Origin of the sequence: Nocardia sp. NBC_01499 (assembly GCF_045040275.1) — a bacterium.
Classification (GTDB): domain Bacteria; phylum Actinomycetota; class Actinomycetes; order Mycobacteriales; family Mycobacteriaceae; genus Nocardia.
In genome coordinates, this window is the sequence record NZ_CP109426.1 from 2,606,573 (window position 1) to 2,632,401 (window position 25,829).

The window sequence follows — 25,829 nt, forward strand, 5'->3', positions numbered from 1 at the left end:
CCGAGGTCGATACGCGAACGGCCGCACGGTGATCCGTGCGGCCGTTCGTTCCGCCTGGGATGATTCAACGACACGCCGAGGGTTATTCCCGGTGGTAGCGGGCGTTCACAGCACATTGCCAGCGAGCGCTCAGCGCCTTCACCGGTCTGCCGGGCATGCTCCTGCGGTGACCACGATCAGCGCCGAACCGGCCCTGCCCGATGTGACCGACACCGCCGACGCCTCAGCGCGGGAGGGCTTACCACCCGCCCGCCGCTGGGAACGAGCGGGACTGGCCACGCTCTTGATCGGCACGGCCGTCGCGTACCTATGGCACATAACCGTCAACGGCATGGGCAACAACTTCTACTCTGCCGCCGCCTGGGCGGGCTCGCGCGACTGGAAAGCACTGCTGTTCGGATCCCTCGACCCCGGCAACTTCATCACCGTCGACAAACCACCGGTCTCCCAGTGGGTGATGGGACTGTCCGGTCAGGTGTTCGGGTTCAGCAGCGCGAGCATGCTGATCCCCCAGGCACTGATGGCGGTCGCCGCGGTCGCGTTGACGTACGCCGCGGTCACCCGCGCGACCGACAGCCGCGGCGCCGGACTACTCGCCGGGGCGGCGCTGGCGGTTACCCCCGTGGTGGCGTTGATGTTCCGGTTCAACAACCCCGACGCCGTCATGGTGCTGCTCATGACCGCGGGTGCCTACTGCACCATCAGGTCACTGCGCAACGCGAGTCCGCGCTGGCTGATGTTGGCCGGTGTCGCCCTCGGATTCGCGTTCCTGGCCAAGATGCTCGAAGGACTGATGGTGCTGCCCGCGCTCGGCATCGCCTACCTCATCGTCGCACCGACCACATTGCGGAAACGGTTGTGGCACTTGACCGGTGCCGCCGCCGCGTTGATCGTGTCGTCCGGCTGGTACGTGCTGCTCACCATCCTGTGGCCCGCCTCCGAACGCCCCTACCTGGCCGGATCGACGAACAACACCTTCATGGATCTGGTGCTCGGCTACAACGGATTCGCGCGATTCCTCGGCCAGAACCATCGGGGCGGCGGCAACCGCTTCGAGCTGCCACCCGGCTACGAGATGCCACGCAACATCTGGGGTGGTGGCGGCGGTTTCGGTGGCTTCGGCGGATCGGGCCACTGGAAGCTGTTCACCGGTGAGATCGGATTCGAGATCTCCTGGCTGCTGCCCGCGGCGCTGCTTGCCTTCGCCGTGGTGTTGGTGTCGCGCTGGCGCGCGCCGCGCACCGATCAATTCCGTGGTGCCGCATTGGTTTTCGGGCTGTGGATGGTGATCGACGGCATCGCGTTCACCACCATGAAGGGCGGCATGCACGCCTACTACACGCTCGCTATCGGACCGGCGGTGGCAGGGATGTTCGCCCTGGGCGTGCACGAAGCGTGGCGGCGCCGCGATGAGGTGTTCGGCCGAATCGGTGCTGCCGCATTGATTATCGCGACCGGCGGATGGGCCTTCGTGCTGCTGAATCGCAATGCCGAGTGGCTGCCGTGGCTGCGCTGGACCCTCCTCACGGTTTCGGTGCTCGCCACACTCGGGTTGCTCGCCACCGCCTTCCCCGCCGTCTCGGGCCGACTGCGTACCCGGGCCACCTCGGTACTGGTGATCGCGGGCCTGCTGGCCGGGCTGGGCGGAACGACCGCCTACGCGGCGGTTACCCTGCCGCAGGAACACACCGGCGGCGGCCCCTCCGTCGGCCCCGCCAAGCCCGAAACGCCCGGCCCCGCAAATCAAATCCGCCGCGTCGTCATGGCATTCCTCGACGGCTCGACCGAACCGCAAGTCGCCGCGATGCTGCGCAACACCACCACCACGTGGTCGGCGGCGGTCGATCGATCCTCCACCGCCGCCAGCCTGGAGCTGGACAGCCGCACCCCGGTGATCGCCATCGGCGGCTTCACCTCCGACGACCCGGTGCCGACCCTGCCCGACTTCCAGCACCTCGTCAGCACCCACCAGGTGACGTATTACCTTGCGCAAGAGGTGAAGTTGCCCGACTCCTGGAAGGTCGCCGACCAACCGGGCGTCCTCACGCAGCCGGGTCAGCCGCAGACCAGCAACGGCATGTGGCGCCCCTCCGGCAACAAGGAGATCGCGGATTGGGTTGCGGCGCACTACAGTTCGGTCCACATCGGCAACGTCGCGATCTACGACCTGACGACGCCGACGCACTGATCAGCAGATCGACTTCCGCATGATCAACGGCACATGACGGCGTGCACCACTCGCGAAATGCCGCCGCCATGTGCCGTTGATCTTGAAGGGTCGCCCGACCCCGAAATGTGTCGGTGGCTGGTGGGATGGTGGAAACATGGCTACCTGGCGTGATTTCGAGAACGAGGCTCCGGAGCTGGCAGCGGAGGTGAAGCGACGTTTCCAGCTACACGAGAGTCATGTGCTGGCAACGATTCGGCGCGACGGCGCCCCCCGAGTGAGCGGATCCGAAGTAGCCTTCCACGACCCAGACCTGACCTTCGGCTCCATGCCCGGCGCACAGAAGGCCCGCGACCTCCAACGCGACGGCCGCTGCGCAATCCACGCCCACCCCGCCGACGGCGACGCCAAAGTATCCGGCACCGCCATCGAACTCACCGACCCCGCTACCCGGGCCGCAGCCGGTGCCGAACCCGCCGGCGAAGCCCACACCTTCCGCCTAGACCTCACCCAAGCCGTCCTCACCAGCGTCGACCAAGAACAGCAACTACTGGTCGTCGAAGTATGGCGCCCCGGCCAAGGCACCCACATCACCAAACGTCGCTGACCTAGTTGTACTGACCACGGACGTTGGTGACGGCGTGGCGAGCTGACATGGCGAAGACCTCCGAGTGAGATGCGAGCTGTCTAGGAACGCATTCACCAATCGGAGGTCTTCGTGTCTCACCGTAATGCCCCGCTCTCGGAGTTGGGTCGGTTGCGTCTTGCTCGTTGTGTCGTCGATGACCGCTGGCCGTTGCGGCGCGCGGCCGAACGGTTCCAGGTCTCGGTCACGACAGCAACACGCTGGGCGGGACGTTATCGCGTGCTGGGGGCCGCGGGTATGACCGATCGGTCCTCACGTCCGCACCACAGTCCACGCCGGACACCGACACGCACCGAGCGTCGCATCATCAAAGTTCGTGTCCTGCGCCGATGGGGACCGGCCCGCATCGCCTACCTGCTCGGCCTGCACCCCTCGACCGTGCACCGGGTCCTGACCCGCTACCGACTGGCACGGTTGCGTTGGCTCGACCGCGCCACCAGCGAGCCGGTGCGTCGTTACGAACACGATGCCCCCGGTGATCTGATCCATATCGATGTCAAAAAGCTCGGTAAAATCCCCGACGGCGGTGGCTGGCGCAAACTCGGTCGAACGAGCGGCAACCGAAATTCTCAGGCGCACAAGCCAACCGGAGTCAACAACGCCCACGGCAACCCGATGCACGGCTATCACTATCTGCACACCGCGCTGGACGATCATTCCCGGCTTGCCTACACCGAATTCCTCGCTGACGAACGAAAAGACACCGCCGCCGCGTTCTGGGTCCGCGCCAACGCCTGGTTCACCGCACAAGGCATCACCATACGAAAAGTGTTGACCTACAACGGTTCCTGCTACCGATCCCGCACCTTCGCCGAAGCGCTCGGACCGGTCATCCACAAACGCACCCGCCCCTACCGGCCACAAACCAACGGCAAGGTCGAACGTTTCCACCGCACCCTCACCGACGAGTGGGCCTACGCCCGGCTCTACCGCAGCGACACCGAACGATGCACGGCCTTCACCACCTGGCTCCACACCTACAATCACCACCGCGGCCACACCGCACTCGCAGGCCACCCACCAGCCAGCCGCGTCACCAACCTCTCGGGTCAGTACACCTAGTCCAGGATCTACACCCGCTCTCGGGATCTGCACCCACTCTGAGCGCCTGGGGCAAGAAGGTGTGCAGATCCCCAGCGCTGACAGCCGGAGCCCGAAATGTGGCGCAGCTAGTCGGCACCAGACGTGCCGCGCCCTTGCCCAAAGCGTTTTGACGCAACCGGCCGTTGGTAACAGCCGAGGTGAGGCCCGTGTAGTTGGTGGTGCGCCGGGCGGCGACCGCGATCCAACGGGACATGGCGGCGGGAAAGTGCGCGAGTGGGGCCGCCCTCATGTCCCGTACGAGGGCGGGGGTGACGGCGAGCGGGACATGGTGGCGGGAAAGTGCGAGTGGGGCCGCCGTCATGTCCCGTTCGTGGTGCAACTGGTCCTGTTGATCTTGAACGGGGGCGTTGTCGGAGGCAGACGCACCCCGACTCGGGATCCGCACTGTCTCCAGGGGCCCGCAGTGGGTGCGGATCCGGGGTCAGGGTGCGAATCTCGACGGGGTGGGGCGTATGGGGTTGGTGGTGCGTTTCGGGGGCGCGTTCAAGATCATGGGGAACTGGTGGCGGCATTGTTCGAGAAGGGGCCGCCACCAGTTCCCCATGATCTTGAACGGGGCGTTGCTGGAATAGCTGCACCCATTCTTGGATTCGCGCCGCTTCTACCAGCCGTAGAAATGCGGATCTTATTGGCCTGGTAGGTATTTCGAGCGCATGGCGGGATCGGGCGCTGGACGGAAGACGCTATGTCAGTCATGGTGACCAACCGTGACTTCGCGCCTGTGGACGCCGCTCTGGCCGACCACATCACACGTTCGGCTGGGGCGGCTCAACAACTCCGGTGCTGCGGGCCGAGAATCAGTGCGGCACGACCAGTCGTTGGTTGGTGACGTGTAACTGGCGGACGGTGCTGACCTCGAGATCTCGAACTTGACCGGCGTCCAAACGTCCGCACAGCCGTCCCCAGTGGACGGCGACCTGGTCGCCGGGTGTCACGTCGGGGACGGCTGAGTAGCCGTCGGTCCAGATCTCCGCGTGCTGCGGCGCGGGTTCCGACAGGCTCAGTTCCCGACCGTCCCATGCCAGTTCACGGCGGCTCAGCGTGATATTGGTTCCCGCGCAATCGATTACGGTTCCCCAGGAGATGCGGCAGCCATCGAGGACCTGTAGCGGATGGTTACTCTTCCCTTTCCCGAGCAGCCGGGTCCACGGATACACGCCGAGCACATGGAAACAATGATTGGCGGCTGCCTCGATGGCGAGGTCCGCGGTCAGATGCGTCCAGTACTGTCCGGCTAACGGCCCGATGACAGCGAGCAACTCGGCCGCGAACGCACCGGGATCGAGATCGGCGCCGATACCACCGCCGAGCCAATACGATTCGACGAGGCGGTGATCCAAGGGGTCGGCGATCCCGGTCAGCCTGGCCATCACCCGCAGGTAGGGCCACGCACCGGAAAACTGCCTGGCCACCGCACGTACGTCGGCTTCGGACCCGCCCCGGAGCGCGACCGCTTCCGGCGGTCCGCAGAAGCCGAGCCGATTCGGCGCGTACGCGTACCTGGCGAAGATCTCGGTCCCGCTGATGATCTCCGAGATAGCGGACTCCTCACTTTCTTGACGACCAGCGTCTCAACAGATCCGGGGCAGCTGCTCCCCCGCCGGGAGATCGACCACGCGGGTGCCGCCGAGCGCGGTCCGCGCGACCACCATGCCCGGATGCTCTTCGACGCAGACGCCGATGGCCGCGGCGCGGGAGCCGAGCGGATGCTCGTGCATCGCGGCAAGCACCATGTCCGCTTCCGCCGGCGCGACGAAGGCGACCAACTTGCCCTCGTTGGCGACATACATCGGGTCGAGCCCGAGCAGACCACACGCGTCGCGCACGGCGGCGGGCACCGGCAGCTTCCGTTCATCCAGTGACACACCGACTTTCGCGGCCCGCGCGATCTCGTTGAGCGTGGCCGACACCCCACCGCGGGTAGGGTCACGCAGCACGTGCAGGTCGGCGCCGGTGGCCAGCATCGCGGCGACCAGTCCGTTGAGCGGCGCGGTGTCGCTGCACACGGTGGTGCCGAATTCGAGGCCCTCACGGCAGCTCATCACCGCCACGCCGTGCACTCCGATATCGCCACTGACGATCACGACATCACCGGGCCGGGCTCGCTGCGGCCGGATGTCGACACCGTCGTCGACGATGCCGATGCCCGCGGTGTTGATGAAGATGCCGTCGCCGTGCCCGGAATCGACCACCTTGGTGTCGCCGGTGACCAGGGTGACGCCCGCCGCGAGCGCCGCCGTCCCGACCGCCTTGGCGATCTGGGCGATCTCGGCCAGCGCGGTGCCCTCCTCCAGGATGAACGCGGTGGACAACACCATCGGGCGCGCGCCCGACATCGCGAGGTCGTTGACCGTCCCGTTCACCGCGAGATCGCCGATGGAACCGCCGGGGAACATCAGCGGCTTCACCACGAACGAGTCGGTGGAGAACGCCAGCCGGACGCCGCCGAGGGTGACCACTGCGGAATCGCCGAGCCCCGCGTCGGCGGCCGCACCGAAGGCGGGCAGGAAGAGGTGCTCGATCAGCTCACCGGACATCGCGCCGCCACCGCCGTGGCCCATCACGATGTTGGGTGAGTCCCGCAGCGGCATCGGGCAGACCCAGCTCTCCATGTCGATGGTCGCCCCCGCGACGACCGTTTCGTCAGGCATGAGCCACCTCCGCTGGCAGGTCGAGGCGACGGTACAGGTAATAGGCCGCGCAGGCGCCTTCGGAGGAAACCATGGTGGCGCCCAACGGGTTTCGCGGCGTGCATTCCTTGCCGAACGCGGCGCATTCGTGCGGTTTGATCAGGCCCTGCAGCACCTCGCCGGAGCGGCAGATCGACGATTCGTCGGTGTGCATGTCGCTCACCGAATACCGGAGCTCGGCGTCGTAGTCCTGGTAGCGCTCCGACAGCTTCCATCCGCTCTGCGGGATCATGCCGATCCCGCGCCAGGCCCGGTCGGTGACATCGAAGACATCGCGCAGCATCGCCCGCGCGGCCGGGTTGCCTGCCGCCTGCACCGCGCGCGGATAGGCGTTCTCCAGTTCGTATTTGCCCGCCTCCAGCTGAATCACCGTGCGGCGGATGCCTTCCAGAATATCGAGGGGCTCGAATCCGGTAACCACCATCGGCACTTTGTATTTCGCGGCCAGTGGCGGGTACTCCTCGGTGCCCATCACGCTGCAGACGTGTCCGGCGGCGAGGAATGCCTGCACCCGGCAGCTCGGCGACTCCATGATGGCCGCGATGGCGGGTGGGACGAGCACATGCGAGACGAGCAGCGAGAAGTTGTTGATGCCAAGGCGTTTCGCTTGATACACGGTCATCGCGTTGGCGGGGGCGGTGGTTTCGAAGCCGATGCCGAAGAACACCACCTGACGGTCGGGGTTCTCCCGCGCGATGTTCAGCGCGTCCAGTGGTGAATAGACGACGCGCACGTCGCCGCCCTCGCTCTTGACGTGGAAGAGGTCCTTCTCGCTGCCCGGCACGCGCAGCATGTCGCCGAACGAGCAGAAGATCACGCCGGGGCGCGCGGCGATCGCCAATGCCTTGTCGATCACCTCGAGCGGGGTGACGCACACCGGGCAGCCAGGGCCGTGGATCATCTCGATCTCGTTCGGCAGCAGCTGATCGATGCCGTGCCGGATGATCGAATGCGTCTGTCCGCCACAGACTTCCATGATGGCCCAGCGCTGGGTGGTCACGCTGCGGATCTTGTCGAGCAGCTTCGCGGCCAGTTCCGGACTGCTGAACTCGTCGAGATACTTCATGGCGTCACCTCTGTCTTCGATTGGGCTGATTCGGCCGTTGGGTCGGCGAGCCCGGCCTGCTTGGCCGCGAGGGCGAAGCCGTCACCGAACTCCTCGTTGAGCACGCCGAGCCGCTCGAACTCGGCCAGCGTCTTGAGCGCGGATTCCTCATCCAGCCGCTGGATCGCGAAGCCGACGTGGACAACCACGTAGTCGCCGATCGCGGCGTCCGGAATGTATTCCAGGCACACGTCTTTGTGCACGCCGCCGAAGTCGACGACGGACATCAGGGTGCCGTCCCGCTCCTGCAGGTTGAGCACCCTTCCCGGTACTGCCAAGCACATGCTCGCGCTCCTTTCCTCATCCCGCGCTGACGGCGAGTAGTTGCCCGAACGCGAGTCCGCCGTCGTTGGGCGGCAACCTGCGATGGGAAATGACGTGAAAACCGTTGTCCTGCAACAGGGCGCGTGAGCGCGACAGCAGGAGGGCATTCTGAAAAACGCCGCCCGACAGAGCGACAGGGGTCGACGGGGTCGAATAGGCCACCGCCAGTTCGAGAATCAAGTGCGCCACCGCGTCATGGAAGCGCGCGCCGATCACGGCGGGCGAAACACCGTGCGCGACATCCGCCACCACCGCGGCGAGGACGGAGGCCGGATCGATTACTGCGGGGGCTGCGTCCGTTGACTCGGTATCAAGCGCGAACCGGTACCCAGCCGAATCACGCAGCGCGGGGACCGCATCCCCTGGCGCAGCATCCGGCGCGACCCGGTATCCAGCCGAATCACGCAGCGCGGGAGCTGCATCCGGTAGCTCGGCATCCGGCGCGACCCGGCACCCCGCCGAATCACGCAGCGCGGGGGCTGCATCCGCTAGCTCGGCATCCGGCGCGACCCGGTATCCAACCGAGTCACGCAGCGCGGGAACTGCGTCCGCTAGCTCGGCCTCCACCGCGAACCGGTACCCAACCCCGTAGTCCGTAACGCCGCGGGCCAGCCCCTCCAGTTCGATGGCCGCCTGCGCCTCGTAGTCCACCACGTGCCGGACGCCGGCCAGCGACGACACGGCGTCGAACAACCTGCCCATGCTGGAGGTCGGCACGCAGCCGAGGCCGGTCTCGAATTGGTGTGTCAGCACGGCGCGTTCGTCGGCGGGGCAAGCGTGCACCGACGGGATCGACTCCGACCAGTCGATGCCCGCCGCCCACAGGTGGGCCAGCGCCATCCGGTACGGCCGGTGCACGCTCACGTCACCGCCGGCCAACGGCGCGTACTTCAGATGCGCCAGTCGCCGGAAACCCTTGTAACCGGCCGCGAGCACCTCCCCGCCCCACACCGCGCCGTCCGGACCGAATCCGGTGCCGTCGAACGCGATACCGAGAACCGTTGCCGCCGCGCCCAATCCGTGCTCCCCCATCACCGAGGCGATGTGCGCGTGATGATGCTGCACCAGGCGCACCGGACGGTCACCCGCGTTGCGCTGCGCCCACGCGGTGGACCGATAGCGTGGGTGCGCGTCGGCGACGATTTGGGTCGGCTGCACGCCGGTGAGCTGCTCGAGGTGATGTTCGGCGTCATCGAAGGCACGAAGCGTGGCGAGGTCGTCCATGTCGCCGATGTGCTGACTGAGCCACGCGTATCGTCCGTCGGCCACCGCGCAGGTGTTCTTCAGATCGGCACCTACTGCCAGCGTCGGCGGCATCGGGATGGGCAACGCCAGCGGCAGCGGCGCGTAACCACGAGAGCGGCGCACAGGCAGTTCCATGCCGTCGACCAGACGGACCACCGAGTCATCGCACGGCACGAGGATGCGCCGATTGTGCGAGAGCCACCCATCCGCGAGACCCGCGAGGCGAGTACGCGCGTCGTTGTCGTCGTAGCAGATCGGCTCCCCGCCGAGGTTGCCCGACGTCATAACCAGCACCTGCGGTCCGGGCGGGTCGTCGGGCAGCCCGAACAACAGCAGATGCAGCGGCGCGTAGGCGATCATGACGCCCAAGTCAGGATTGCGCGGAGCCACCGAGTCCGCCGGAAACACCCTTCCGGAGGGCCACGCGCGTTCGATGAGCGACACATCGTCCGTCTGCGCGGCCTGTGCCATGTCGGCACGCACCGTGGGCGGTCCGTGGTGGCCGCGTTCGAGGCCCACCATCGTCTCAGGCCCATCGGTCACCGGACTGGCACCTGACTCGACGCCGATCCGGGTGCCGGACTGGACACGACCCTGCTGGTCGACCTCGATGATGCCAACGGGCACAACCGATTCGGCCTGTTCCGGCGACCACGCTGACTCGGCAGGCGGCGCCGGGCTAGCGGCCCGCGCGGATCCGGGGCCCGACGGTCCAGGCAAGTCCGCCTGCGGGCCGCCCGCGGCTCCGGCGACACGGCGGGCAAGTAGCACTATCGGGCGCGCGGGGCTTGTCAGCAGTGCGGCAGCTGTGGCGTCGACCTCGACGATCGCGCGTGCAGAGTCCACATTCGCGACCATGACCGCGAAAGGCTTGTCGCCACGCTGCTTTCGCTTGCGTAGTTCGGCGACGGCGGCTTCGTTGGTGGCATCGCAGGCGAGGTGGTAGCCGCCGATGCCTTTGACGGCGAGAATGCCGCCGTCGCGCAACAACTTTCGGGCGGCGATGAGTGGATCGCCGACGCCCGGGCCCGTGTAGGCGAGGGTTGGTCCGCAGTCGGGGCAGGCGATCGGTTGGGCGTGGAAGCGGCGATCGGTGGGGTCGGCGTATTCGCGGGCGCACCGGGCGCACATCGGGAAGTCGGCCATCGAGGTGCGGTCGCGGTCGTAGGGCAGGCTCGCGATGATGGTGAAGCGCGGGCCGCAGTTGGTGCAGTTGATGAAGGGGTGGCGGTGGCGTCGGTTCGCCGGGTCGGCGAGTTCGCTGGCGCAGTCCGCGCAGAGCGCGACGTCTGGCGAGGCCAGAGTGCGTCCGCCACCGTCACGGGTGGTGTCGGCGATGTGGAAGCCGGTGCCGCCGCACAGCGCGATGGTCTGCTGCTCGACGGATTCGACCACCGCGAGCGGCGGCGGATTGTCCAGGACGCGTCGGACGAATTCGTCCAGATCGGCTGGCGCGCCTTCGATTTCGACGATCACGCCCGAGCTGTCGTTCGACACACTGCCGGACAGCGCCAATTCCGCGGCGGTGGTGTAGACGAAGGGCCGGAAGCCGACCCCCTGCACCACGCCGCGCACCACCACCCGGCGCCGCGACCGGTGCGCGGTCATGGTTCGTCACCGCTCCCGAGCATGCGCAGTCCGGATAGCGCCGATGCCGCGCCCGCCTCGTCGGTCTTCTCCACCACGAACCCCATGTGGATGATCACCCAGTCGCCGGGCCGCGCCGGATCATCCTCCAGCAGACCGATATTCACCTTGCGCTTCTCGCCCTGGACATCGACCAGCGCGATCTGATTGTGGTAGCCGTCGAGGATTTCGACGACCCGGCCGGGAATGCCAAGGCACATCGCTCATTCCTCCTGTCGAGCTGCTGCGGGTATAGGCGACAAGTCCGCGAGAACTTCGGCGACCGCTGCTACGGCCGTATCTACGGCGGCGGCAACAGGTTTGGATAGACCCATCCGCTCGTCCACCGATTCGATCTGGCAGCCGATCACGTAGGTCGGCGGTAGGGTGCCGCCGAGGGCGCGGACGCTGGCGAATACCGCTTCCGGGTTCATCGCGTGCGCATCGAGATTCGCGGCGCCATCGCTGCCCTGTTCGGCTTGGAAGACTCGAACACGGCCCGGCGCACCATGATTCGGCACCGCATCGATCAGGATCAGTGCGTCCCATCCGTCGAGCAGGTCGTAGGCGAGGTGCATGCCTCGGATGCCGTAGTCGACCACGCGCACCGCGGGGTCGGGGTGGTGCGGCAGTCGTCGCACCACCTCTGGTCCGAATCCGTCGTCGCCGAGGAAGATGTTGCCGATCCCGGCGACCAGCACTGTCGTCGTCAGATCACCCCTGATCCTCGGTCGGCGCGGTCGCCCCGCCGACGTCCGCGCCGCCGACTTCGCCGGTGGCCGTCTCATTCGGGTCGTTCGCTTCCGTTGTGCGCCCCTCGTAGGGCGGCACCGCGGGCTCAGCATCGGAACCAGCGGTCTCATTGGTGAACTCAGCGGTCCGCTCGGGCTGCGTACCCTCGGCCGAGGTCGTCTCCTCGTGCCCGATATCGCCCGCCGGACGATCCGCACTCCCTGCTGCGGCCGTATCGGCACCGGTGTCTCGCGAGCCCGGCTCGCCCCGTTCCGACTGGGGTTCGTCGCGCTGCTCGGGGTCGGTCATGACATCTCCTCAGTGCTACATGTGACGGATCTTCAAGTAACGCCGCAAATCCGGTATCGATCGCACACCGACATACGCGGCACCAACGACGATCACCGCGACAACGGCCGTCGCAACAATTCCGACGATCTCCATATCGGACCTTCCTTCTACTTCTCGGGGCTGGTGAGTGGTTCGATCTCGTCCGGCGCGAAATACAGGTAGCGGCCGTACCATTCGTGCAGATCCGCCGCCGGATCGTCCTCGATGACGACGCCGACATGAGCATGGCCGTCGACGTCTTCGTGCACCGAGGTGACGCGGGCGACCTTGCCGTCGAAGAACAGGTCCTGCGCATCGGCGCGGCGCGAGGGGTGCAGCCGCACCTTGCTGCCCTTGCGCACCCGAACCCCGGCGATCGATACTGCGTCGGAGTCGGGTTGAACGGCGTTGTCGGCCAGCGGATCCCACCAGTCGACCCCCTCGGGGATCTCCGGAATCAGTTGCGGCTGACCGAGATGCGGGTCGCGCAGCACGCCGTGCAGCTGCTGCATCGACTCCGGCGTCATGGCGTCGCAGCGGTCGATGATCTGGGCCGCACGCGGATCGGTGGCGCGGGCCTGCGCCTTCTCCTCGTCGGTCATCGTCATCACCCGCAGCGTGAGGATTTCGTCGATCTCGGTCGAGTCGAACAGCGGCCCGTCGCTCTGCTCGGCGATCTCCGGGTGGTCGTAGAGGATGATCGGCGAGATGAGCAGCAGGCTCTGGTCCCCTGGCGGTCCGGCGAGCACCGGGAAACAGCGGTCCCGTACGCAGCGGGCGGCGGCATCGGCCGCTTCGTCGGGCGGTTCGAGCAACGAAATGAACTGTCCGTCGGTAACTTCGGCGATGACGTGCGCGCCGATCAACGAGCGGGCGATGGCGTCGCGCTGGTCCGTCGCGGCCGCGCCGATATTGCGGACCAGCACCGAGAGCCGGACGTAGCCCGCGTCCCGCTCGACGGACAGCTCGAGTTCGGCGTCCAGCGCGAGACGCGTGCGCACCAATCGGCCCGCGGCCTTGCCGGTCGAATTGGCGATGTCCTCGACATCGGTCCCACCGGAAACCACCAGCGGCCACGTCCCCGCGGCGAGTGACAGTGGGCCGTAGACGAATTCGCGCTCGACGGCTTCGTCCCAGGTGATCCAGGAACGCGTACCGACGGTGAGTTCCGCGATCCGCGCGCCGTCCTTGTCCTCGACCGCACGGCGCTGCAACTGCAGAAACCGAACGGTCAGGGTGATCGCCGTGTCGGCGGTCTCGTCGATCAGGCATTGCGCCGACAGACTCGATTCCTCACCGAGCCCGGCCAGCGCGGCACCCTCGGGACCGAGCACGCCGAACTGCCAGCGCGACTGGTTCTTTCGGGAACTCGCCCGATACGGGTACAGCAGATAGCCCTCGTACAGCACCGCGTCGGCGACGGCGCGCGCCCTGGCCCTGGTCTCGGCGGTCATGGCTGTGCCTCGCCACCGGTCGACGGGGTCTGCTCGGGGCAGCGAGCCAGCAACTGGGTCACCGCGTCGTCGAAGCCGAGCATGCCGTGTTCGGACTTGTACGCGGCGAGGGCGTCGAGGGTCTCCCTGCTCAGGCGCAGCCAACCGGAGTTCGGGTAGTGCGCGGCCATCACGTCGTGCCAGACCGAGACCGGCATGTCGAACTTGTCCTCGCGGTCCCACGGAATCTGCTGAATCCCGAAACCCATTGTCCCCTTGAGAAATACCGTGCCGCTGAACAGAAAGATCAACGGAACAGTGCCCTCACGCAGCGCGTGCAGATACTTGGAACCCGTCACCTCGAAGTCGTAGGTGACCGGCATCGGCAGGTCCACCTCGGACCCGCCGTGGAATCCGCGAATCATGGTGGCGCAGTGCATCCAGAGAAAGGTCCGCTGGGTGTCACGCCAGCGTTCCCTCGGGCCGAACAGGTCGGCCAGGCCAGCGCCCTCTTCCTCGGAGTAGCGGCGGCGGTGCGGTTCTATCCGCACCTGCGCGCGCAACGCGATGGCGTGCACGGGTTCGTCGGCGAGCGAGGCGATGCCGATGCGCGCGGTCAGATTCGGTGCGACAGCATAGGGTTCGGGCTTCACGTCGAGTACCGCGAAGGTCATCGAGTTGACCGGGCTCATCACGCGCCGCCTGATCGTGCCGGTTTCGCACGAGCGGACACGGCGGTGAAGAACTCGTCGAGATAGTCGTGCACGTCCCGGCCGCCGTCGAATCCGCGCCAGAGCGTGCGCATTCGGCCGACGAACTCGTAGCAGGTGTCGATCGGCAGCAGCAGGCACACGGCCTCGCCGGTACCGCGTTCGGGAACCCGGATGAGCAGGGCCTCGACATCCGCTGCCAGCACGCCCAATTCGGGATGCCGATCCAGCACCGCCTGCCATTCGGCAAGCGGCAGTTCGGATTCGGTGGCACCGGCCGGTCCGGGATAAAACGCGACGGTCCGGTCCATGGCGGAGTTGCGGAAGAAGAAGGCGAGTCCCACCGGGATGTCCAGCGCGTCCCACTCCCCCTGACTGATCGTGAAATCAGGGAAGTGCAAATAGCGGTCCGGCACCGCGCGGTAGCGCAGCTGGGCACCCTGGTCGGTGAACAGCAGATAGCACCCTCGGCAGGTGCACATCAGCTGTCTGCCTTCGACATTCACCACATGCTGGTGCTCGTCGGAGATCGGCTCGGCGCACATCTCGCACCGCTCGCCGACCGGCACCACGGGCGGGCGGTCGGCGGTGATCCGCTGCAAGGCGCGAAACGGAGAGCTCACCCACTCACCCCCACCGGCACGGCCACCGACAGTTCACCGGAACGCACCAGCACGGGCAGCGGTTCGAGATGACCCTCGCCGTCTACTCGCGCACCGGCGCGCACGGCATCGAAATGCGCGAGACAGTTCGGGCAGCGCAGCACCGCGTCGCCGACGGGGTAGCCGACCCGCCGATGCAGCGCGGCACCGGCCAGCGAGCTGTCGCAGGCCGGGCAGTGATCCCGATAGGCGAACAGGTTGTCGCCGACCCGGCAGGCCAGCACCACCAGCCCGGCGATCGCGAAACCGCCCACCTCGCCCGGCTTCAGCTCCGCGAGTTCCGGTACCGCCACCCAGTTTCCGGCGGGTTGGCCGGACTGCTGACCGTTGGCGTGTACCCGCGAGAACAGCGAGTCGGCCGAGATCATGCCCGCCGACGCCGCCTGTGCCTCGGCCACCTCGATGGACACGATCTCGGGCGCGGCGGCACGCACCGCGTCCTCGACCGCCAGTTCCAAGGTCACCGACGACGACGGACAGGTCTTGCAGCTGCCCGAGAGCTCGAGCCGGACCACGCCATCGGCGACGCCGAGCAGCGCGACGTCACCACCGTGCGACCCGAGATAGGGCCGCACGGTATCGAGTGCCGTCCGCACCCTGGTGTGCACGTCGTGCGGGTGCAGTCCGTGCACGAGCAGCAGGCTGGCCACCAGGTCGTCGCGGGCGAGCCGATCGATCGTGTCGTTGTCGTTGCCGAGCAGCCGCAGCACGCGCTGCAACCCCGCGCCATAGAGATCCGCGACCTCACGCACCAGATTCTCGGCGCGCTCACGAGCCATAGCACCCCCTGCTGAACTCGCGTCCAGCAGGGTCTCGATCCGTTCACCCGCTGTGCGCCAACGGGTTTCCTCATCGAGTGCGGTGTCCTCGAGTGCTGTGTCTTGCTGGTCTCCCGGGCGATCGTCCACTGTCATTTCTTCCGACCCTCCGCTCGACCCGGCCTCACTCCGCGGTCAGCGTTTGTGTCGGTGAATGCAGTTTCTCCAGCGTCTTGCCGTTGCCGAGATACATGTGCACACCGCACGGCAGACAGGGATCGAAGCTGCGCACAGTGCGCATGATGTCGATGCCCTTGAAGTGCTCGCGGTCGTTCTCCTCGAAGATCGGCTGGCCCTGCACCGCGTCTTCGTACGGGCCCGGCGTGCCATAGCTGTCACGCGGATTCGCGTTCCACGGCGTCGGCGGGTACGGGTGGTAGTTCGCGATCTTGCCGTCCCTGATCACCATGTGATGCGAGAGCACGCCACGCACCGCCTCGGTGAAGCCACAGCCGATGCCCTCGTCGGGCACCTCGAACTTCTCCCAGGTCTTGGTGTGGCCCGCCCGGATCTCCTCCAGTGCCTTCTCCGCGAAGTGCAGTGCGCACGCGGCGGCGTAGGCCTGGAAGTAGGTGCGTGCCCGGTTGCGTTCGATCGTGTTGCTGCCGTGCACCGGAACGTGCCATTCGAAGCTGACCGGGCCCTTCAGCGCGGTCTTGGGCAGGTTGATCTGCACGCTGTGTCCGGTCGACTTCACGTAGCCGATGTCGACGAGCCTGGCCAGCGCCGTCGACCACAGGCGGGCGAGCGGGCCGCCGCCGGTGTCGAGCGCGAGGTGATCCTTGCCGTCGTACCAGCGCGGTGACATGACCCAGCTGTACTTGTCGTCCATGTCGCGCTTCTGCGGCCGTGGATTGGTGTGCTGGTTCCACGGGTGGCGCCGGTCCACCGGATTGCCGAGCGGATCGGACTTGACGAACATCTCCTGATCGGTCCAGTCGTCGTAATACGAACTGCCCAAAAGGATTCGGATGCCGAGGTTGATATCGACCAGCGACGTGGTGACCAGTTTGCCGTCCACGACGACGCCAGGGGTCACGAACATCTTGCGGCCCCACTCGGCCATGTCCTGGTAGTTGAAGTTGCACACCTCAGGGTCTTGGAACGATCCCCAGCAGCCGAGCAGAGTGCGGCGCAGGCCGACCTGTTCGTAGCCGGGCAGCGCCTCGTAGAAGAAGTCGAACAGGTCGTCGTGCATCGGCACGACCTTCTTCATGAACTCGACGTAGCGCATCAGCCTGGACATGTAGTCGGTCATCAGCTGAATGGTCGCGACGGTGCCGACGCCACCGGGATACAGCGTCGACGGATGCACGTGCCTGCCTTCCATCAGGCAGAACATCTCGCGCGTATACCGGCTGACCTGCAAGGCTTCCCGATAGAACTCGCCGGTGAACGGGTTGAGCGCCCGCATGATGTCGGCGATGGTCCGGTAGCCGTGCTCGTTGGAATGCGGCGAGAGCGTCTTCTCCGCCATGGCGAGCACGCCGGGATTGGTCTCGGCGACCATCTTTTCGCAGAAGTCGACCCCGACCAGGTTCTCCTGGAAGATGTTGTGGTCGAACATGTACTCGGCGGCCTCACCGAGGTTGACGATCCACTCACCGAGGTTCGGCGGCTTCACCCCGTACGCCATGTTCTGGCAGTAGCAGGAGCACGTCGCGTGGTTGTCGCCGCAGATGCCGCAGATGCGGCTGGTGATGAAGTGCGCGTCGCGTGGATCCTTACCCTTCATGAAGATCGAGTAGCCGCGGAAGATGGACGAAGTGCTATGGCACTCGACAACTTCCCGGTTCTCGAAGTCGATCTTGGTGTATATGCCCAGGCTGCCGACTATGCGCGTGATCGGATCCCAGGCCATCTCGACGAGGCTGTTGGGGTCGATCTTCTTATGCGACGGCTCGGGGACGATGGCAGTCATCGAAGATCCTCCTACCAGGTGCGAGTCGCGCCAGTTGTCAGCTTCTCGCCCTTGTGCCGCCAGCGCGGCTCTTTGTCGACCGTGCGGCCGGTGATGTGTCGGAGGCTGCGGATCATGGATCCGTAGAGCCCTGATGCGGCGGAGGAGAGCTTCCCGCCGGGTGGTTCGTCCATGAACGGCATGAACTTGTCGGGGAAGCCGGGCATGGTGCAGCCGATGCAGATGCCGCCCACATTCGGGCAGCCACCGACGCCATTGATCCAACCGCGTTTGGGCACATTGCATTTGACGACCGGGCCCCAACACCCCAGCTTGACAATGCATTTCGGCGAGCCGTATTCGGTCGCGAAATCACCCTGCTCGTAATAGCCTGCGCGGTCGCATCCTTCGTGCACGGTCGCACCGAACAACCACTTGGGCCGCAACGCCTCGTCGAGCGGGATCATCGGCGCCTGACCGGTGGCCATGTAGAGCAGGTAGGTGAGCGTCTCCGACAGGTTGTCCGGCTGAATCGGGCAGCCAGGCACGCAGACAATCGGTATGCCCGCCTTGCTCTTCCAGTCCCAACCGAGGTAATCGGGGACACCCATGGCACCGGTCGGGTTACCGGCCATCGCGTGGATGCCGCCGTAGGTGGCGCAGGTACCGACCGCGACTATCGCGGTCGCTTTCGGCGCCAAACGGTCCAGCCACTCACTGGTTGTCATCGGCTGGCCCGTCGCGGGGTTGTTGCCGAAGCCACACCAATAACCTTCATCATGAAGGTTTTCATTAGGTATCGAACCCTCTACGACCAGCACAAAGGGTTCTAATTCGCCTCTATCGGCTTTGAAAAACCACTCCAGGAAGTCGTCGGCCCCACCGTTCGGGCCGCACTCGAAATCGATCAGCGGCCAATGCACCGCAATTTTGGGGAGCCCGGGTAGGGCGCCCAAGGCGATCTCTTCGATACTTGGCTGGGTGGCGGCGGTTAGCGCTACCGAGTCGCCGTCGCAACTTAGACCGGCGTTGATCCACAGCACGTGGATCAGGGTCTCTTCGGCTCGCACTGCTTCCTGAGTTGGCATCTAGCTGCCACCTTCCACAGCGGATCATCGGGTTTGCGGTCTCACTGGGCTTGAAGACACATCATCCGAATGTGATCCTGATCACGTTAGTCTAAGCCCAGCTTGACAGCATCCTCAAGGGCGGCCGATTTCTGAGGACGTCGTTGCTCGAAAAGCCACGAGTACCATCGATCCACGCCCTCACCTGTGGTTACCGAGAGCGGGAGGATCTCAACGCCGGGATTCACCGCACTGGCAAACTCGCCGCACTTGTCCAGATCGAAGTCGACATAGGGCAGCAGATCGATCTTGTTAATGAGCACCAACTCGGCGGCGGCGAACATGTGCGGGTACTTCAGCGGCTTGTCGGTGCCCTCGGTCACCGAGATAACCACGACCTTGCTGCGCTCGCCGAGATCGAACAGTGCCGGGCAGACCAGATTTCCGACGTTTTCGATGAACAGCAAGGTGCCCGCCGCGGGGTCCAGGGCCTCCAGCGCGCGGTGCAGCATTTCGGCATCCAGATGGCAACCGGCGCCGGTATTGATCTGCACCACCTTGCATCCGGTCGCCTGGATGCGCTCGGCATCGAGCAGGGTGGCCTGGTCGCCCTCGATCACCGCGACCGGCAGCTCGCCGAGTTCCCGGATGGTCCGCTCGAGCAGCGTGGTCTTGCCGGCGCCCGGCGAGCTCATCATGTTGAGCGCGAGGATGTCCCGCTCGGCCAGCCACTCCCGATTACGTTGCGCCAGTTGGTCATTCTTGGCCAGGACCTTCAGTTCCAGGCTCACCGTTTCGGTGCGCGGCAGGTGCACGTGGTCGGCGCCGTTGCCGTGCTCGTGATCGTGGTGATGATCATGGCCGTGCTCGTGGTCGTGCTCATGATCGCCGTGCTGATGGTGTTCGTGCGGGACGCGGATCACTGCTGCCGCGTCGTCGCCACATCCACAGGTTGCGCACATGCTTCGCTCACTTCCATCGACCGGATGCGTAGGTCGCGTCCGGAAAGGATCTCGACGTCAGCGCTCCCGCAACGACACAGCACAATCGGATCGGCCAGACCGAATTCGGCGCCACAAGACCGGCACTCGGCGGTGCCTAGTATTTGCTGGATGACAAGCCGCGCGCCTTCCGCGACCGTCCCCTCGGCGGCGAGTTCGAAACAGAATTGCATCGCGTCGGGCACCACCGCACACAATGCGCCGACCTCGACGGTCACGCTGTATACGGTCCGGCCCGCCGCATGCTCACACACGGCGTCGATGACGCTCTGGGTAATGGCCATTTCGTGCATCGCGGTTCTCGGATCATCGAGTAGGACCCCTATCGAGGCTACCTCCGCGCGCGGCGCCGTCGTGGCGAATCAGATCGCTTGATCTGTTCGGGTAGCGGCGATTCCGGCGAGAATGACGCGCAGGCCGTAGTCGAACTCGGCAGTGAAAAGGTCGTCGACCATTGTGGTGGTCAGCGGGTATCTGATGTTGTCCATGACCGTTTCAATTTGTTCCGGCCGATAGGGATTGTTCTCGTATTCCGCGCCGCCGCGCGCCTGTTCCTCGATGACGAAGCCGACGGTGTAGTGCAGCAGGATCGGGAGACCCGCGCCGCCTCGGCGAGGGTGAAGCCCGCGTCCTCGAGCGTGCGCAGCGCCAATTCCACTGTGCGTTCGAGCCGGGCTGGTACCGCCTGGTCGTGCAGCGCCACGACCTCGTCATGGCACGCGGGTCGACGCTGTCGTTCGAGAACTTCCGGAAGCACTTCGTCGAGATCGCCGGCACCGACTTCGGCATGCACAGCCCGCGCTGGGTGACGCACTACGGTAACGCGGCGCGCCAGGCCGATCGCTACCGCGACGGGCGCGTGTTCCTCTCCGGAGATGCCGCGCACATCCACTACCCGGCGGGCGGTCAGGGGCAGAACCTCGGCATCCAGGACGCGGTCAATCTCGGCTGGAAGCTGGCAATCACGTTGCGCGGCAACGGGTCCGACGACCTGCTCGACACCTACGAGTCCGAGCGGCATCCGGTCGGCGCTCGCGTGCTGACCAACACCCGGGCACAGACCGCGCTGCAGCGGCCCGGCGCGCACGTCGAGGCGCTGCGCGACATCATGGGCGATCTGATCGACATGGACGTGGTGCGGCAGCGGCTCGGGGTGATGATCACCGCACTGGATATCCGCTACGACACCAATGGGGATCATCCGCTGGCCGGACGGCGGGTGCCCGATGGGGATCTCATTACTGCCGAGGGCGATACGCGGGTTTGTGAACTGCTGCGCTCGGGTCGTCCGATGTTGTTGCAGCTCAATGGAAATCAGGTCTCGTCGGCGCAAGGGTGGCTCGATCGGCTCGAGGTGGTCGACGCCCGCAGTCGCGCTGAGCGCTGGGCTGTTCCCGGCGTTGGCGACATCGCGGTACCTGCCGCGATCCTCGTTCGGCCCGATGGTTACGCGGCGTGGGTCGGCGGGGAGCCCGAGGGCGACGGGCTGGCCGAGTCGCTGCCGACCTGGTTCGGTCCGGCAGCCTGAGTGGTTGTCGAGCGGGACATGACGGAGCGTCTAGTCGGCGCTCGACTCCATCATGTCCCGCTCGACGCGCGTTCGGTCGGCCGGAGGTTCCACCTCCGGCGTCATGTTCCGCGCGAAGTGTGCTCGGTCGGCCAGAACCCACTTGCGGCATCATGTTCCGGTCGACGTATGCGGGGCCGACCAGGGGCGTCATGTCCTGCTCGACGCACGTTCGCTCGGCATGGGGTCTACCTGGGCGTTCTCACGAATGCGGTGCAGTGGGCGTCTTCCGGGCGTGAGCATGCAGCGGAAGTTGTCCGGAAACCACGCTTCTCGTTCCGCCGCCCCTACTTGGCGGGCGGCTGAGCCGATGCACCGCAGCGACGGACGTCCCTCGCCGCGGCTGCGAAATCTAGGGCTCTATCCCCCTCGTTCGGCTCCCCTACCGCACACCGATGCCGAACTCGAGCGTCTGCTGGTGATGTTGCAGCAACAACATCAAAACGGCACGACCGTCAGCATCGGACACAGCCGAGACGCGAACTCCGTCGCCGCTGCGGACGCATTTTTCTCGGCGTGGCGCGAGCGCGGTCATCGCGTGTCGGCGGTCGTCGATTGGCCCGAGGACGCCGCCTCCTGGCTGCGGCAGGCGCGACGCCTCACTGCCGGAGCTCCCGATGTGTGGGTAATCGCCGCGGCGGTCGACGGTTTCGTGCAGCTGAGTAGGCGGCTGGTGCACTCCACCCACTGGACCGCGCGACGTACTTTCGCGTTCGCGTCGCTGGCCGATCCGATGTGCGGCGTGCTGGCGGGCCCCGCGGTCCTCGACGGGCTGCGGGGCGCTACCGGCGATGGAAGAAGCTGGGCAATCTCCGGCAACGAGGTCGTCCTCGTCGCTGACTGACTACCCGGTCTGGTCGTCGACCGTGGTGACGGAGGCGTACCGGATAACACCTGTCTCTGGATGAGTAGCCGCTCAGCCCTCACTCAATCGTCACTGCCACCGATCGGCAATCGACGACGGCTCGAAAACCGCGGGTGATCAGCTGCTGCTCACCGCTTGCTGTTCGATCGATTCCTCCGCGTGGGTGGCGCCGATCCAGTGCAGCAGGTCGTGGATCGTGTCGTCGGCGAGGCGGTATCGGACGATGCGGCCGTGTTTGGCGCTGGCGACCCAGCCCTGATGACGCAGCAGCCGCAAAGCGTGCGAGACGGCGGTGCCCGACATGCCGACCGCGGCGGCGAGGTCGCTGACGCTGATATCGGGTGCGTGGTGCAGACATACCAGGAGGCGAAGCCGGTTGGCGTCGGACAGCAGCTCGAAACGCCCGGCCCAATGCTCGATACCGGCGATATCCAAACCCGATGCGGCACGGCCTGCGTGATCGGGGTCCAGCGGAATGCTTACTGCCACACACCTACTCTGCCGGTCCTTGGCGAATACGACCAGTCCTCCACAACATAGGTACATCTGTTCACGTGAACAGATATCGCGCGTATCGTCTTCAGGGGTGAGCTCGAGCACCACCCAGTCCATGCACATGAGCGACGGCATCGTCAACGCGCCGACCTCGGTGATCTTCGCGGTGATCGCGGTCGCGGGCCTAGGTTTCGCGGCCTGGCGGGCGCGCGCCGAGCTGGACGAACGGGCCGCGCCGATGGCGGGATTGGTGGCCGCGTTCATCTTCGCGGTGCAGATGGTGAACTTTCCGATCATGCCGGGGGTGAGCGGGCACCTGTTGGGCGGTGCGCTGGCCGCGATCCTGGTCGGTCCGTATGTCGGGGCGTTGTGCGTGGCGATTGTGCTTGTCGTTCAGGCGCTTTTGTTCGCCGATGGTGGATTGACCGCACTCGGGACGAACATCACGAACATGTCGTTGATCGGCGTCACGGTCGGCTATACCGTCGCCCGCCTCGTGCTGCCGGTGCTGTCGCGGCGGCGAGCGGATGCGGGGATCGGAATCGTCGGATTCGTCGCGGCGTTCGTCGGAACCGTCGCCGCCTCATTGGGTTTCGTGATCGAGTACGCGATCGGCGGTGCGGCGGGCTCGACCGTCGGAGCGGTCGCGGGGTACATGCTGATCACGCACGCGTTGATCGGTGTCGGTGAAGGGATCATCACCGCGATCACGATCATCGCCGTGGTCAATGCCCGGCCCGATCTGGTCTATCTGTTACGGGTGACCGGTCAGCGGCGCACTGCCGCGACACCGCTGCGGCCACGGCTTTCGATGACCGGATTCCTGTTGGCGTTCGCCGCGGTGGCGGTGCTCGTCGCGGGATTGCTGTCCTACGTGGCGAGTTCGAAACCGGACGGGCTCGACGCCACCACCCAGCGGGGGTGCACCGTTGTGCAAGTCGACGGCGCCGAACAACTACAGGGCGAGTGTATCGCCAAGAACGCCAGGGAGCATCACCTCTCGAACTCGCCGCTGGCGGGATATCGGATCGATGGCAACGACAAACTGACCGGCCTCGCAGGCATTCTCGGGGTGGCCGCCGCGTTCGCCGTGCTGTTCGCCGTGGTGAACCTGATCCGGACGGGACGGCGCAAGACCAGTGCGGCTACCAGGTCGGAGTCGACGTAAGTGACCGCTGTCAGCCACCGCCTGTATCTGCCGGGAAGTTCACCGGCGCATCGGGTTCCGGCCGAAGTGAAGATCGTCTGCGCGGTGCTCACGGTCTTCGCGGTCGTGGCGACGCCGCGAGAGTTGTTCTGGCCGTTCGGTTGTTACGCGCTCGGCTTGGTCGCGCTGTGGTGGTGGGCGGGTATTCCGTTGCGCTGGATCGCGCCGCGGCTGCTCATCGAACTGCCCTTCGTTGTGCTCGCGGTCCTGCTGCCGTTCGCGGCGGGTGAGCCGAGGACGACGTTTCTCGGGATGTCGCTGTCGACGGCCGGACTGTACGCAGCGTGGGGCATCATCGCGAAAGGGACTATCGGCGTGGGTGTTTCGCTGACGTTGGCGGCAACCACGAACGTGCGCGACTTGCCCGGCGGACTGACCAGGCTGCGCGTTCCAGGCATGATCGTCACCATTGTCGTGCTGATGCTGCGTTACGTCGATGTGCTGCTCGAGGAGGCGGCGCGGATGCGGCTGGCGCGGATCTCCCGCGGCGACGATCCACGGACGCTGCGTCAAGCAGGCGCGACCGCGCGCGGTGCGGGCACCTTGTTCCTGCGTTCCTACGAACGAGGCGAGCGAGTGCATCTGGCGATGTTGTCACGCGGATTCGACGGCGCCGTACCGGATTTCGGCACCAAGCCGGCGACACGGGCGCAATGGCTACTCGGCTGCCTGCCCGCCGTCGCGGCGATCTGTGTCTGCCTGAGCGCTTGGGCGGTCCGATGACCGATCTGGCAACGCCCGCAGTACGTTTGGTCGACCTGACCTTCGCCTATCCCGACGGGACCGGCGCGCTGCACGGTGTGAATCTCGACATCGCCCCCGGCGAACGGGTCGCCGTCCTCGGTCCCAACGGTGCCGGTAAATCCACCCTGATGCTGCACCTGAACGGCGTGCTCACCGCAGCATCCGGCGAGGTACGCATCGGCGGAATCCTGTTGGACCGCACCACCGTTCGCGCCATCCGCCAGCGCGTCGGCCTGGTGTTCCAAGACCCCGACGACCAACTGTTCATGCCGACCGTCGAGCAAGACGTCGCCTTCGGCCCCGCCAACTTCGGCATCCGCGGCGCCCAGCTCACCGAAAACGTCCGCGACGCCCTGGCCGCCGTCGGCATGTCCGACCGAGCCGACCGCTCCCCCACCCAACTCTCCGTGGGCGAACGCCGCCGCGCCGCCCTCGCCACCGTCCTGGCCTGCCAACCAGAAGTGCTGGTCCTGGACGAGCCGGCCGCCAACCTCGACCCCGTAGCCCGCCGCGAACTAGCCGACGTCCTGACCGCCCTCCCCACCACCATCCTCATGGTCACCCACGACCTCCCCTACGCCCACCGCATCTGCGACCGCGTCGTCATCCTCGACGCGGGCCGCATAGTCGCCAACGGCCCCGCCGCCGAAATCCTCGAAGACACAGCCCTACTCGCCAAACACCGCCTCAGCTGACCACCGCATTCGGGTTGCCTGCCCGTGGATTACGTTGAGCCGATGGGTGATATCCGGATCTCAACGGCGCTCCACGCCTCGGCCGACCTGGCACAAGAGGTGACCGGGCTAGTTCAACAGCTCTCGACGACGGCCGCGCCGCTCACCGTCGACGCACTCGCCGAACTCATCGCGTCCGATTCCGCAACGCTGCTCATCGCGTCATCGGACACGTGCGTCGTCGGCATGCTCACCCTCATCACCTACCGGATCCCGACCGGCATCCGAGCCCGGATCGAAGATGTCGTCGTCAACGAATCCGCCCGAGGCAAGGGCGTAGCGTTCGAACTCACCCGCGCCGCGGTCGACCTCGCCCGCAATGTCGGAGCGCGCACCGTCGACCTGACGTCGAGGCCTTCCCGCGAGTCCGCGAATCGCCTCTATCAACGGGCAGGCTTCAGCCCCCGCGACTCCCTCACCTACCGCCGAACCCTTGACGGTTATGCCTCGCCGATGCAGACTGGGCAAGCGATCAGCTACTAAGCAAGCGCTTAGTCAGCGTCCGAAGTTCGTCTGTTTTCTAGCCCGGCCGGAGTCTATTCAACGAGCAAGGGAGATTGGCGAAATGTGTATTCATCATCGCTTCGGTGTCCTATTTGCGGGTTGCGTAATTCAGCGATTCCTACGTCTTCTTGGAATAGTCGCCGTCGTCATATT

28 protein-coding genes and 1 pseudogene are annotated in these 25,829 nt (G+C 66.0%); 10 read left to right on the top strand and 19 right to left on the bottom strand.

All coding sequences use genetic code 11. From position 1 onward, the window contains the following. Positions 1-166 precede the first annotated feature (166 nt). The 3 genes from OG203_RS11855 to OG203_RS11865 all read left to right on the top strand — a co-directional run bounded on the left by OG203_RS11855 (position 167) and on the right by OG203_RS11865 (position 3,875). Complete coding sequence (locus tag OG203_RS11855) at positions 167-2,188, top strand: glycosyltransferase family 39 protein (RefSeq protein WP_405165712.1); 2,022 nt, start codon at positions 167-169, stop codon at positions 2,186-2,188. A 136-nt stretch (positions 2,189-2,324) separates the two neighbouring features. Further along, positions 2,325-2,774, top strand: coding sequence for a pyridoxamine 5'-phosphate oxidase family protein (locus OG203_RS11860; RefSeq protein ID WP_405165713.1), 450 nt, complete (start codon positions 2,325-2,327; stop codon positions 2,772-2,774). 111 nt (positions 2,775-2,885) lie between these two features. Continuing rightward, positions 2,886-3,875 (top strand): IS481 family transposase, encoded by a 990-nt coding sequence (locus OG203_RS11865; protein WP_405165714.1) that lies wholly within the window; start codon positions 2,886-2,888, stop codon positions 3,873-3,875. An 839-nt stretch (positions 3,876-4,714) separates the two neighbouring features. Here the strand turns inward: OG203_RS11865 and OG203_RS11870 are convergent. The 18 genes from OG203_RS11870 to OG203_RS11955 form a co-directional block, all read right to left on the bottom strand. After that, positions 4,715-5,428, bottom strand: a complete 714-nt coding sequence (locus OG203_RS11870; protein WP_405167841.1) for a DUF6390 family protein — start codon at positions 5,426-5,428, stop codon at positions 4,715-4,717. 60 nt (positions 5,429-5,488) lie between these two features. Continuing rightward, a complete protein-coding gene (gene hypE, locus OG203_RS11875) occupies positions 5,489-6,568 on the bottom strand; it encodes a hydrogenase expression/formation protein HypE (protein ID WP_405165715.1) in 1,080 nt (359 codons plus the stop codon). Next, positions 6,561-7,673, bottom strand: a complete 1,113-nt coding sequence (gene hypD / locus OG203_RS11880) for a hydrogenase formation protein HypD (RefSeq protein WP_405165716.1) — start codon at positions 7,671-7,673, stop codon at positions 6,561-6,563. The genes hypE and hypD overlap by 8 nt, the downstream gene beginning before the upstream one ends. Continuing rightward, positions 7,670-7,996: a HypC/HybG/HupF family hydrogenase formation chaperone gene (locus tag OG203_RS11885; protein WP_405165717.1), complete on the bottom strand. Its 327-nt coding sequence runs from the start codon at positions 7,994-7,996 to the stop codon at positions 7,670-7,672. Before OG203_RS11885 ends, hypD begins: the two co-directional genes overlap by 4 nt. Before the next feature lie 16 nt (positions 7,997-8,012). Continuing rightward, the gene (locus tag OG203_RS11890; RefSeq protein ID WP_405165718.1) at positions 8,013-10,889 is read right to left on the bottom strand and encodes a Sua5/YciO/YrdC/YwlC family protein; all 2,877 of its coding nucleotides are present in this window, start codon (positions 10,887-10,889) and stop codon (positions 8,013-8,015) included. Continuing rightward, positions 10,886-11,128 carry a HypC/HybG/HupF family hydrogenase formation chaperone gene (locus OG203_RS11895; protein WP_405165719.1) on the bottom strand — a complete coding sequence of 81 codons (243 nt, stop codon included), beginning with the start codon at positions 11,126-11,128 and terminating at the stop codon, positions 10,886-10,888. Before OG203_RS11895 ends, OG203_RS11890 begins: the two co-directional genes overlap by 4 nt. Positions 11,129-11,131: 3 nt before the next feature. Further along, positions 11,132-11,620: a hydrogenase maturation protease gene (locus tag OG203_RS11900; protein ID WP_405167842.1), complete on the bottom strand. Its 489-nt coding sequence runs from the start codon at positions 11,618-11,620 to the stop codon at positions 11,132-11,134. A gap of 1 nt (position 11,621) precedes the next feature. Next, on the bottom strand, positions 11,622-11,948 hold the full coding sequence (locus OG203_RS11905) for a hypothetical protein (protein WP_405165720.1): 327 nt from the start codon (positions 11,946-11,948) through the stop codon (positions 11,622-11,624). A gap of 15 nt (positions 11,949-11,963) precedes the next feature. Beyond that, entirely contained in the window at positions 11,964-12,164 is a 201-nt protein-coding gene (locus OG203_RS11910; protein WP_405165721.1) for a DUF6893 family small protein, read from the bottom strand. Beyond that, entirely contained in the window at positions 12,098-13,423 is a 1,326-nt protein-coding gene (locus OG203_RS11915; RefSeq protein ID WP_405165722.1) for a hypothetical protein, read from the bottom strand. The genes OG203_RS11910 and OG203_RS11915 overlap by 67 nt, the downstream gene beginning before the upstream one ends. Beyond that, positions 13,420-14,094, bottom strand: coding sequence for a DUF6084 family protein (locus tag OG203_RS11920; protein WP_405165723.1), 675 nt, complete (start codon positions 14,092-14,094; stop codon positions 13,420-13,422). The genes OG203_RS11915 and OG203_RS11920 overlap by 4 nt, the downstream gene beginning before the upstream one ends. Beyond that, entirely contained in the window at positions 14,094-14,735 is a 642-nt protein-coding gene (locus OG203_RS11925) for a DUF5947 family protein (protein ID WP_405165724.1), read from the bottom strand. The genes OG203_RS11920 and OG203_RS11925 overlap by 1 nt, the downstream gene beginning before the upstream one ends. Beyond that, the gene (locus OG203_RS11930; protein ID WP_405165725.1) at positions 14,732-15,688 is read right to left on the bottom strand and encodes a NifU family protein; all 957 of its coding nucleotides are present in this window, start codon (positions 15,686-15,688) and stop codon (positions 14,732-14,734) included. The genes OG203_RS11925 and OG203_RS11930 overlap by 4 nt, the downstream gene beginning before the upstream one ends. Before the next feature lie 28 nt (positions 15,689-15,716). Then, positions 15,717-17,513 (bottom strand): nickel-dependent hydrogenase large subunit, encoded by a 1,797-nt coding sequence (locus tag OG203_RS11935; RefSeq protein ID WP_405165726.1) that lies wholly within the window; start codon positions 17,511-17,513, stop codon positions 15,717-15,719. A gap of 11 nt (positions 17,514-17,524) precedes the next feature. Next, complete coding sequence (locus OG203_RS11940; protein ID WP_379283782.1) at positions 17,525-18,580, bottom strand: hydrogenase expression protein HypE; 1,056 nt, start codon at positions 18,578-18,580, stop codon at positions 17,525-17,527. Between the two features lie 86 nt (positions 18,581-18,666). Beyond that, complete coding sequence (hypB, locus tag OG203_RS11945) at positions 18,667-19,521, bottom strand: hydrogenase nickel incorporation protein HypB (RefSeq protein ID WP_405165727.1); 855 nt, start codon at positions 19,519-19,521, stop codon at positions 18,667-18,669. Beyond that, on the bottom strand, positions 19,479-19,853 hold the full coding sequence (locus OG203_RS11950) for a hydrogenase maturation nickel metallochaperone HypA (protein ID WP_405165728.1): 375 nt from the start codon (positions 19,851-19,853) through the stop codon (positions 19,479-19,481). Before OG203_RS11950 ends, hypB begins: the two co-directional genes overlap by 43 nt. A 69-nt stretch (positions 19,854-19,922) precedes the next feature. Continuing rightward, complete coding sequence (locus OG203_RS11955) at positions 19,923-20,213, bottom strand: TetR/AcrR family transcriptional regulator C-terminal domain-containing protein (RefSeq protein WP_405167843.1); 291 nt, start codon at positions 20,211-20,213, stop codon at positions 19,923-19,925. 38 nt (positions 20,214-20,251) lie between these two features. Here OG203_RS11955 and OG203_RS11960 point away from each other — a divergent pair, with 38 nt between their 5' ends. Beyond that, positions 20,252-21,088: an FAD-dependent monooxygenase gene (locus tag OG203_RS11960; RefSeq protein WP_405165729.1), complete on the top strand. Its 837-nt coding sequence runs from the start codon at positions 20,252-20,254 to the stop codon at positions 21,086-21,088. A gap of 457 nt (positions 21,089-21,545) precedes the next feature. Continuing rightward, the gene (locus tag OG203_RS11965; protein WP_405165730.1) at positions 21,546-21,971 is read left to right on the top strand and encodes a hypothetical protein; all 426 of its coding nucleotides are present in this window, start codon (positions 21,546-21,548) and stop codon (positions 21,969-21,971) included. A gap of 138 nt (positions 21,972-22,109) precedes the next feature. On the opposite strand, the gene OG203_RS11970 is transcribed toward OG203_RS11965, so the two are convergent. Further along, positions 22,110-22,463 (bottom strand): ArsR/SmtB family transcription factor, encoded by a 354-nt coding sequence (locus tag OG203_RS11970; protein WP_405167844.1) that lies wholly within the window; start codon positions 22,461-22,463, stop codon positions 22,110-22,112. Between the two features lie 139 nt (positions 22,464-22,602). Here OG203_RS11970 and OG203_RS11975 point away from each other — a divergent pair. The 5 genes and pseudogenes from OG203_RS11975 to OG203_RS11995 form a co-directional block, all read left to right on the top strand. Continuing rightward, a pseudogene (locus OG203_RS11975) lies at positions 22,603-23,265 on the top strand (energy-coupling factor ABC transporter permease); the annotation flags it as partial. Between the two features lie 33 nt (positions 23,266-23,298). Beyond that, on the top strand, positions 23,299-23,655 hold the full coding sequence (locus tag OG203_RS11980; RefSeq protein ID WP_405167845.1) for a PDGLE domain-containing protein: 357 nt from the start codon (positions 23,299-23,301) through the stop codon (positions 23,653-23,655). Further along, positions 23,656-24,417, top strand: a complete 762-nt coding sequence (gene cbiQ / locus OG203_RS11985) for a cobalt ECF transporter T component CbiQ (RefSeq protein WP_405165731.1) — start codon at positions 23,656-23,658, stop codon at positions 24,415-24,417. Then, entirely contained in the window at positions 24,414-25,133 is a 720-nt protein-coding gene (locus OG203_RS11990) for an energy-coupling factor ABC transporter ATP-binding protein (RefSeq protein ID WP_405165732.1), read from the top strand. The genes cbiQ and OG203_RS11990 overlap by 4 nt, the downstream gene beginning before the upstream one ends. A gap of 42 nt (positions 25,134-25,175) precedes the next feature. Further along, entirely contained in the window at positions 25,176-25,655 is a 480-nt protein-coding gene (locus tag OG203_RS11995) for a GNAT family N-acetyltransferase (protein WP_405165733.1), read from the top strand. Positions 25,656-25,829: the final 174 nt, after the last annotated feature.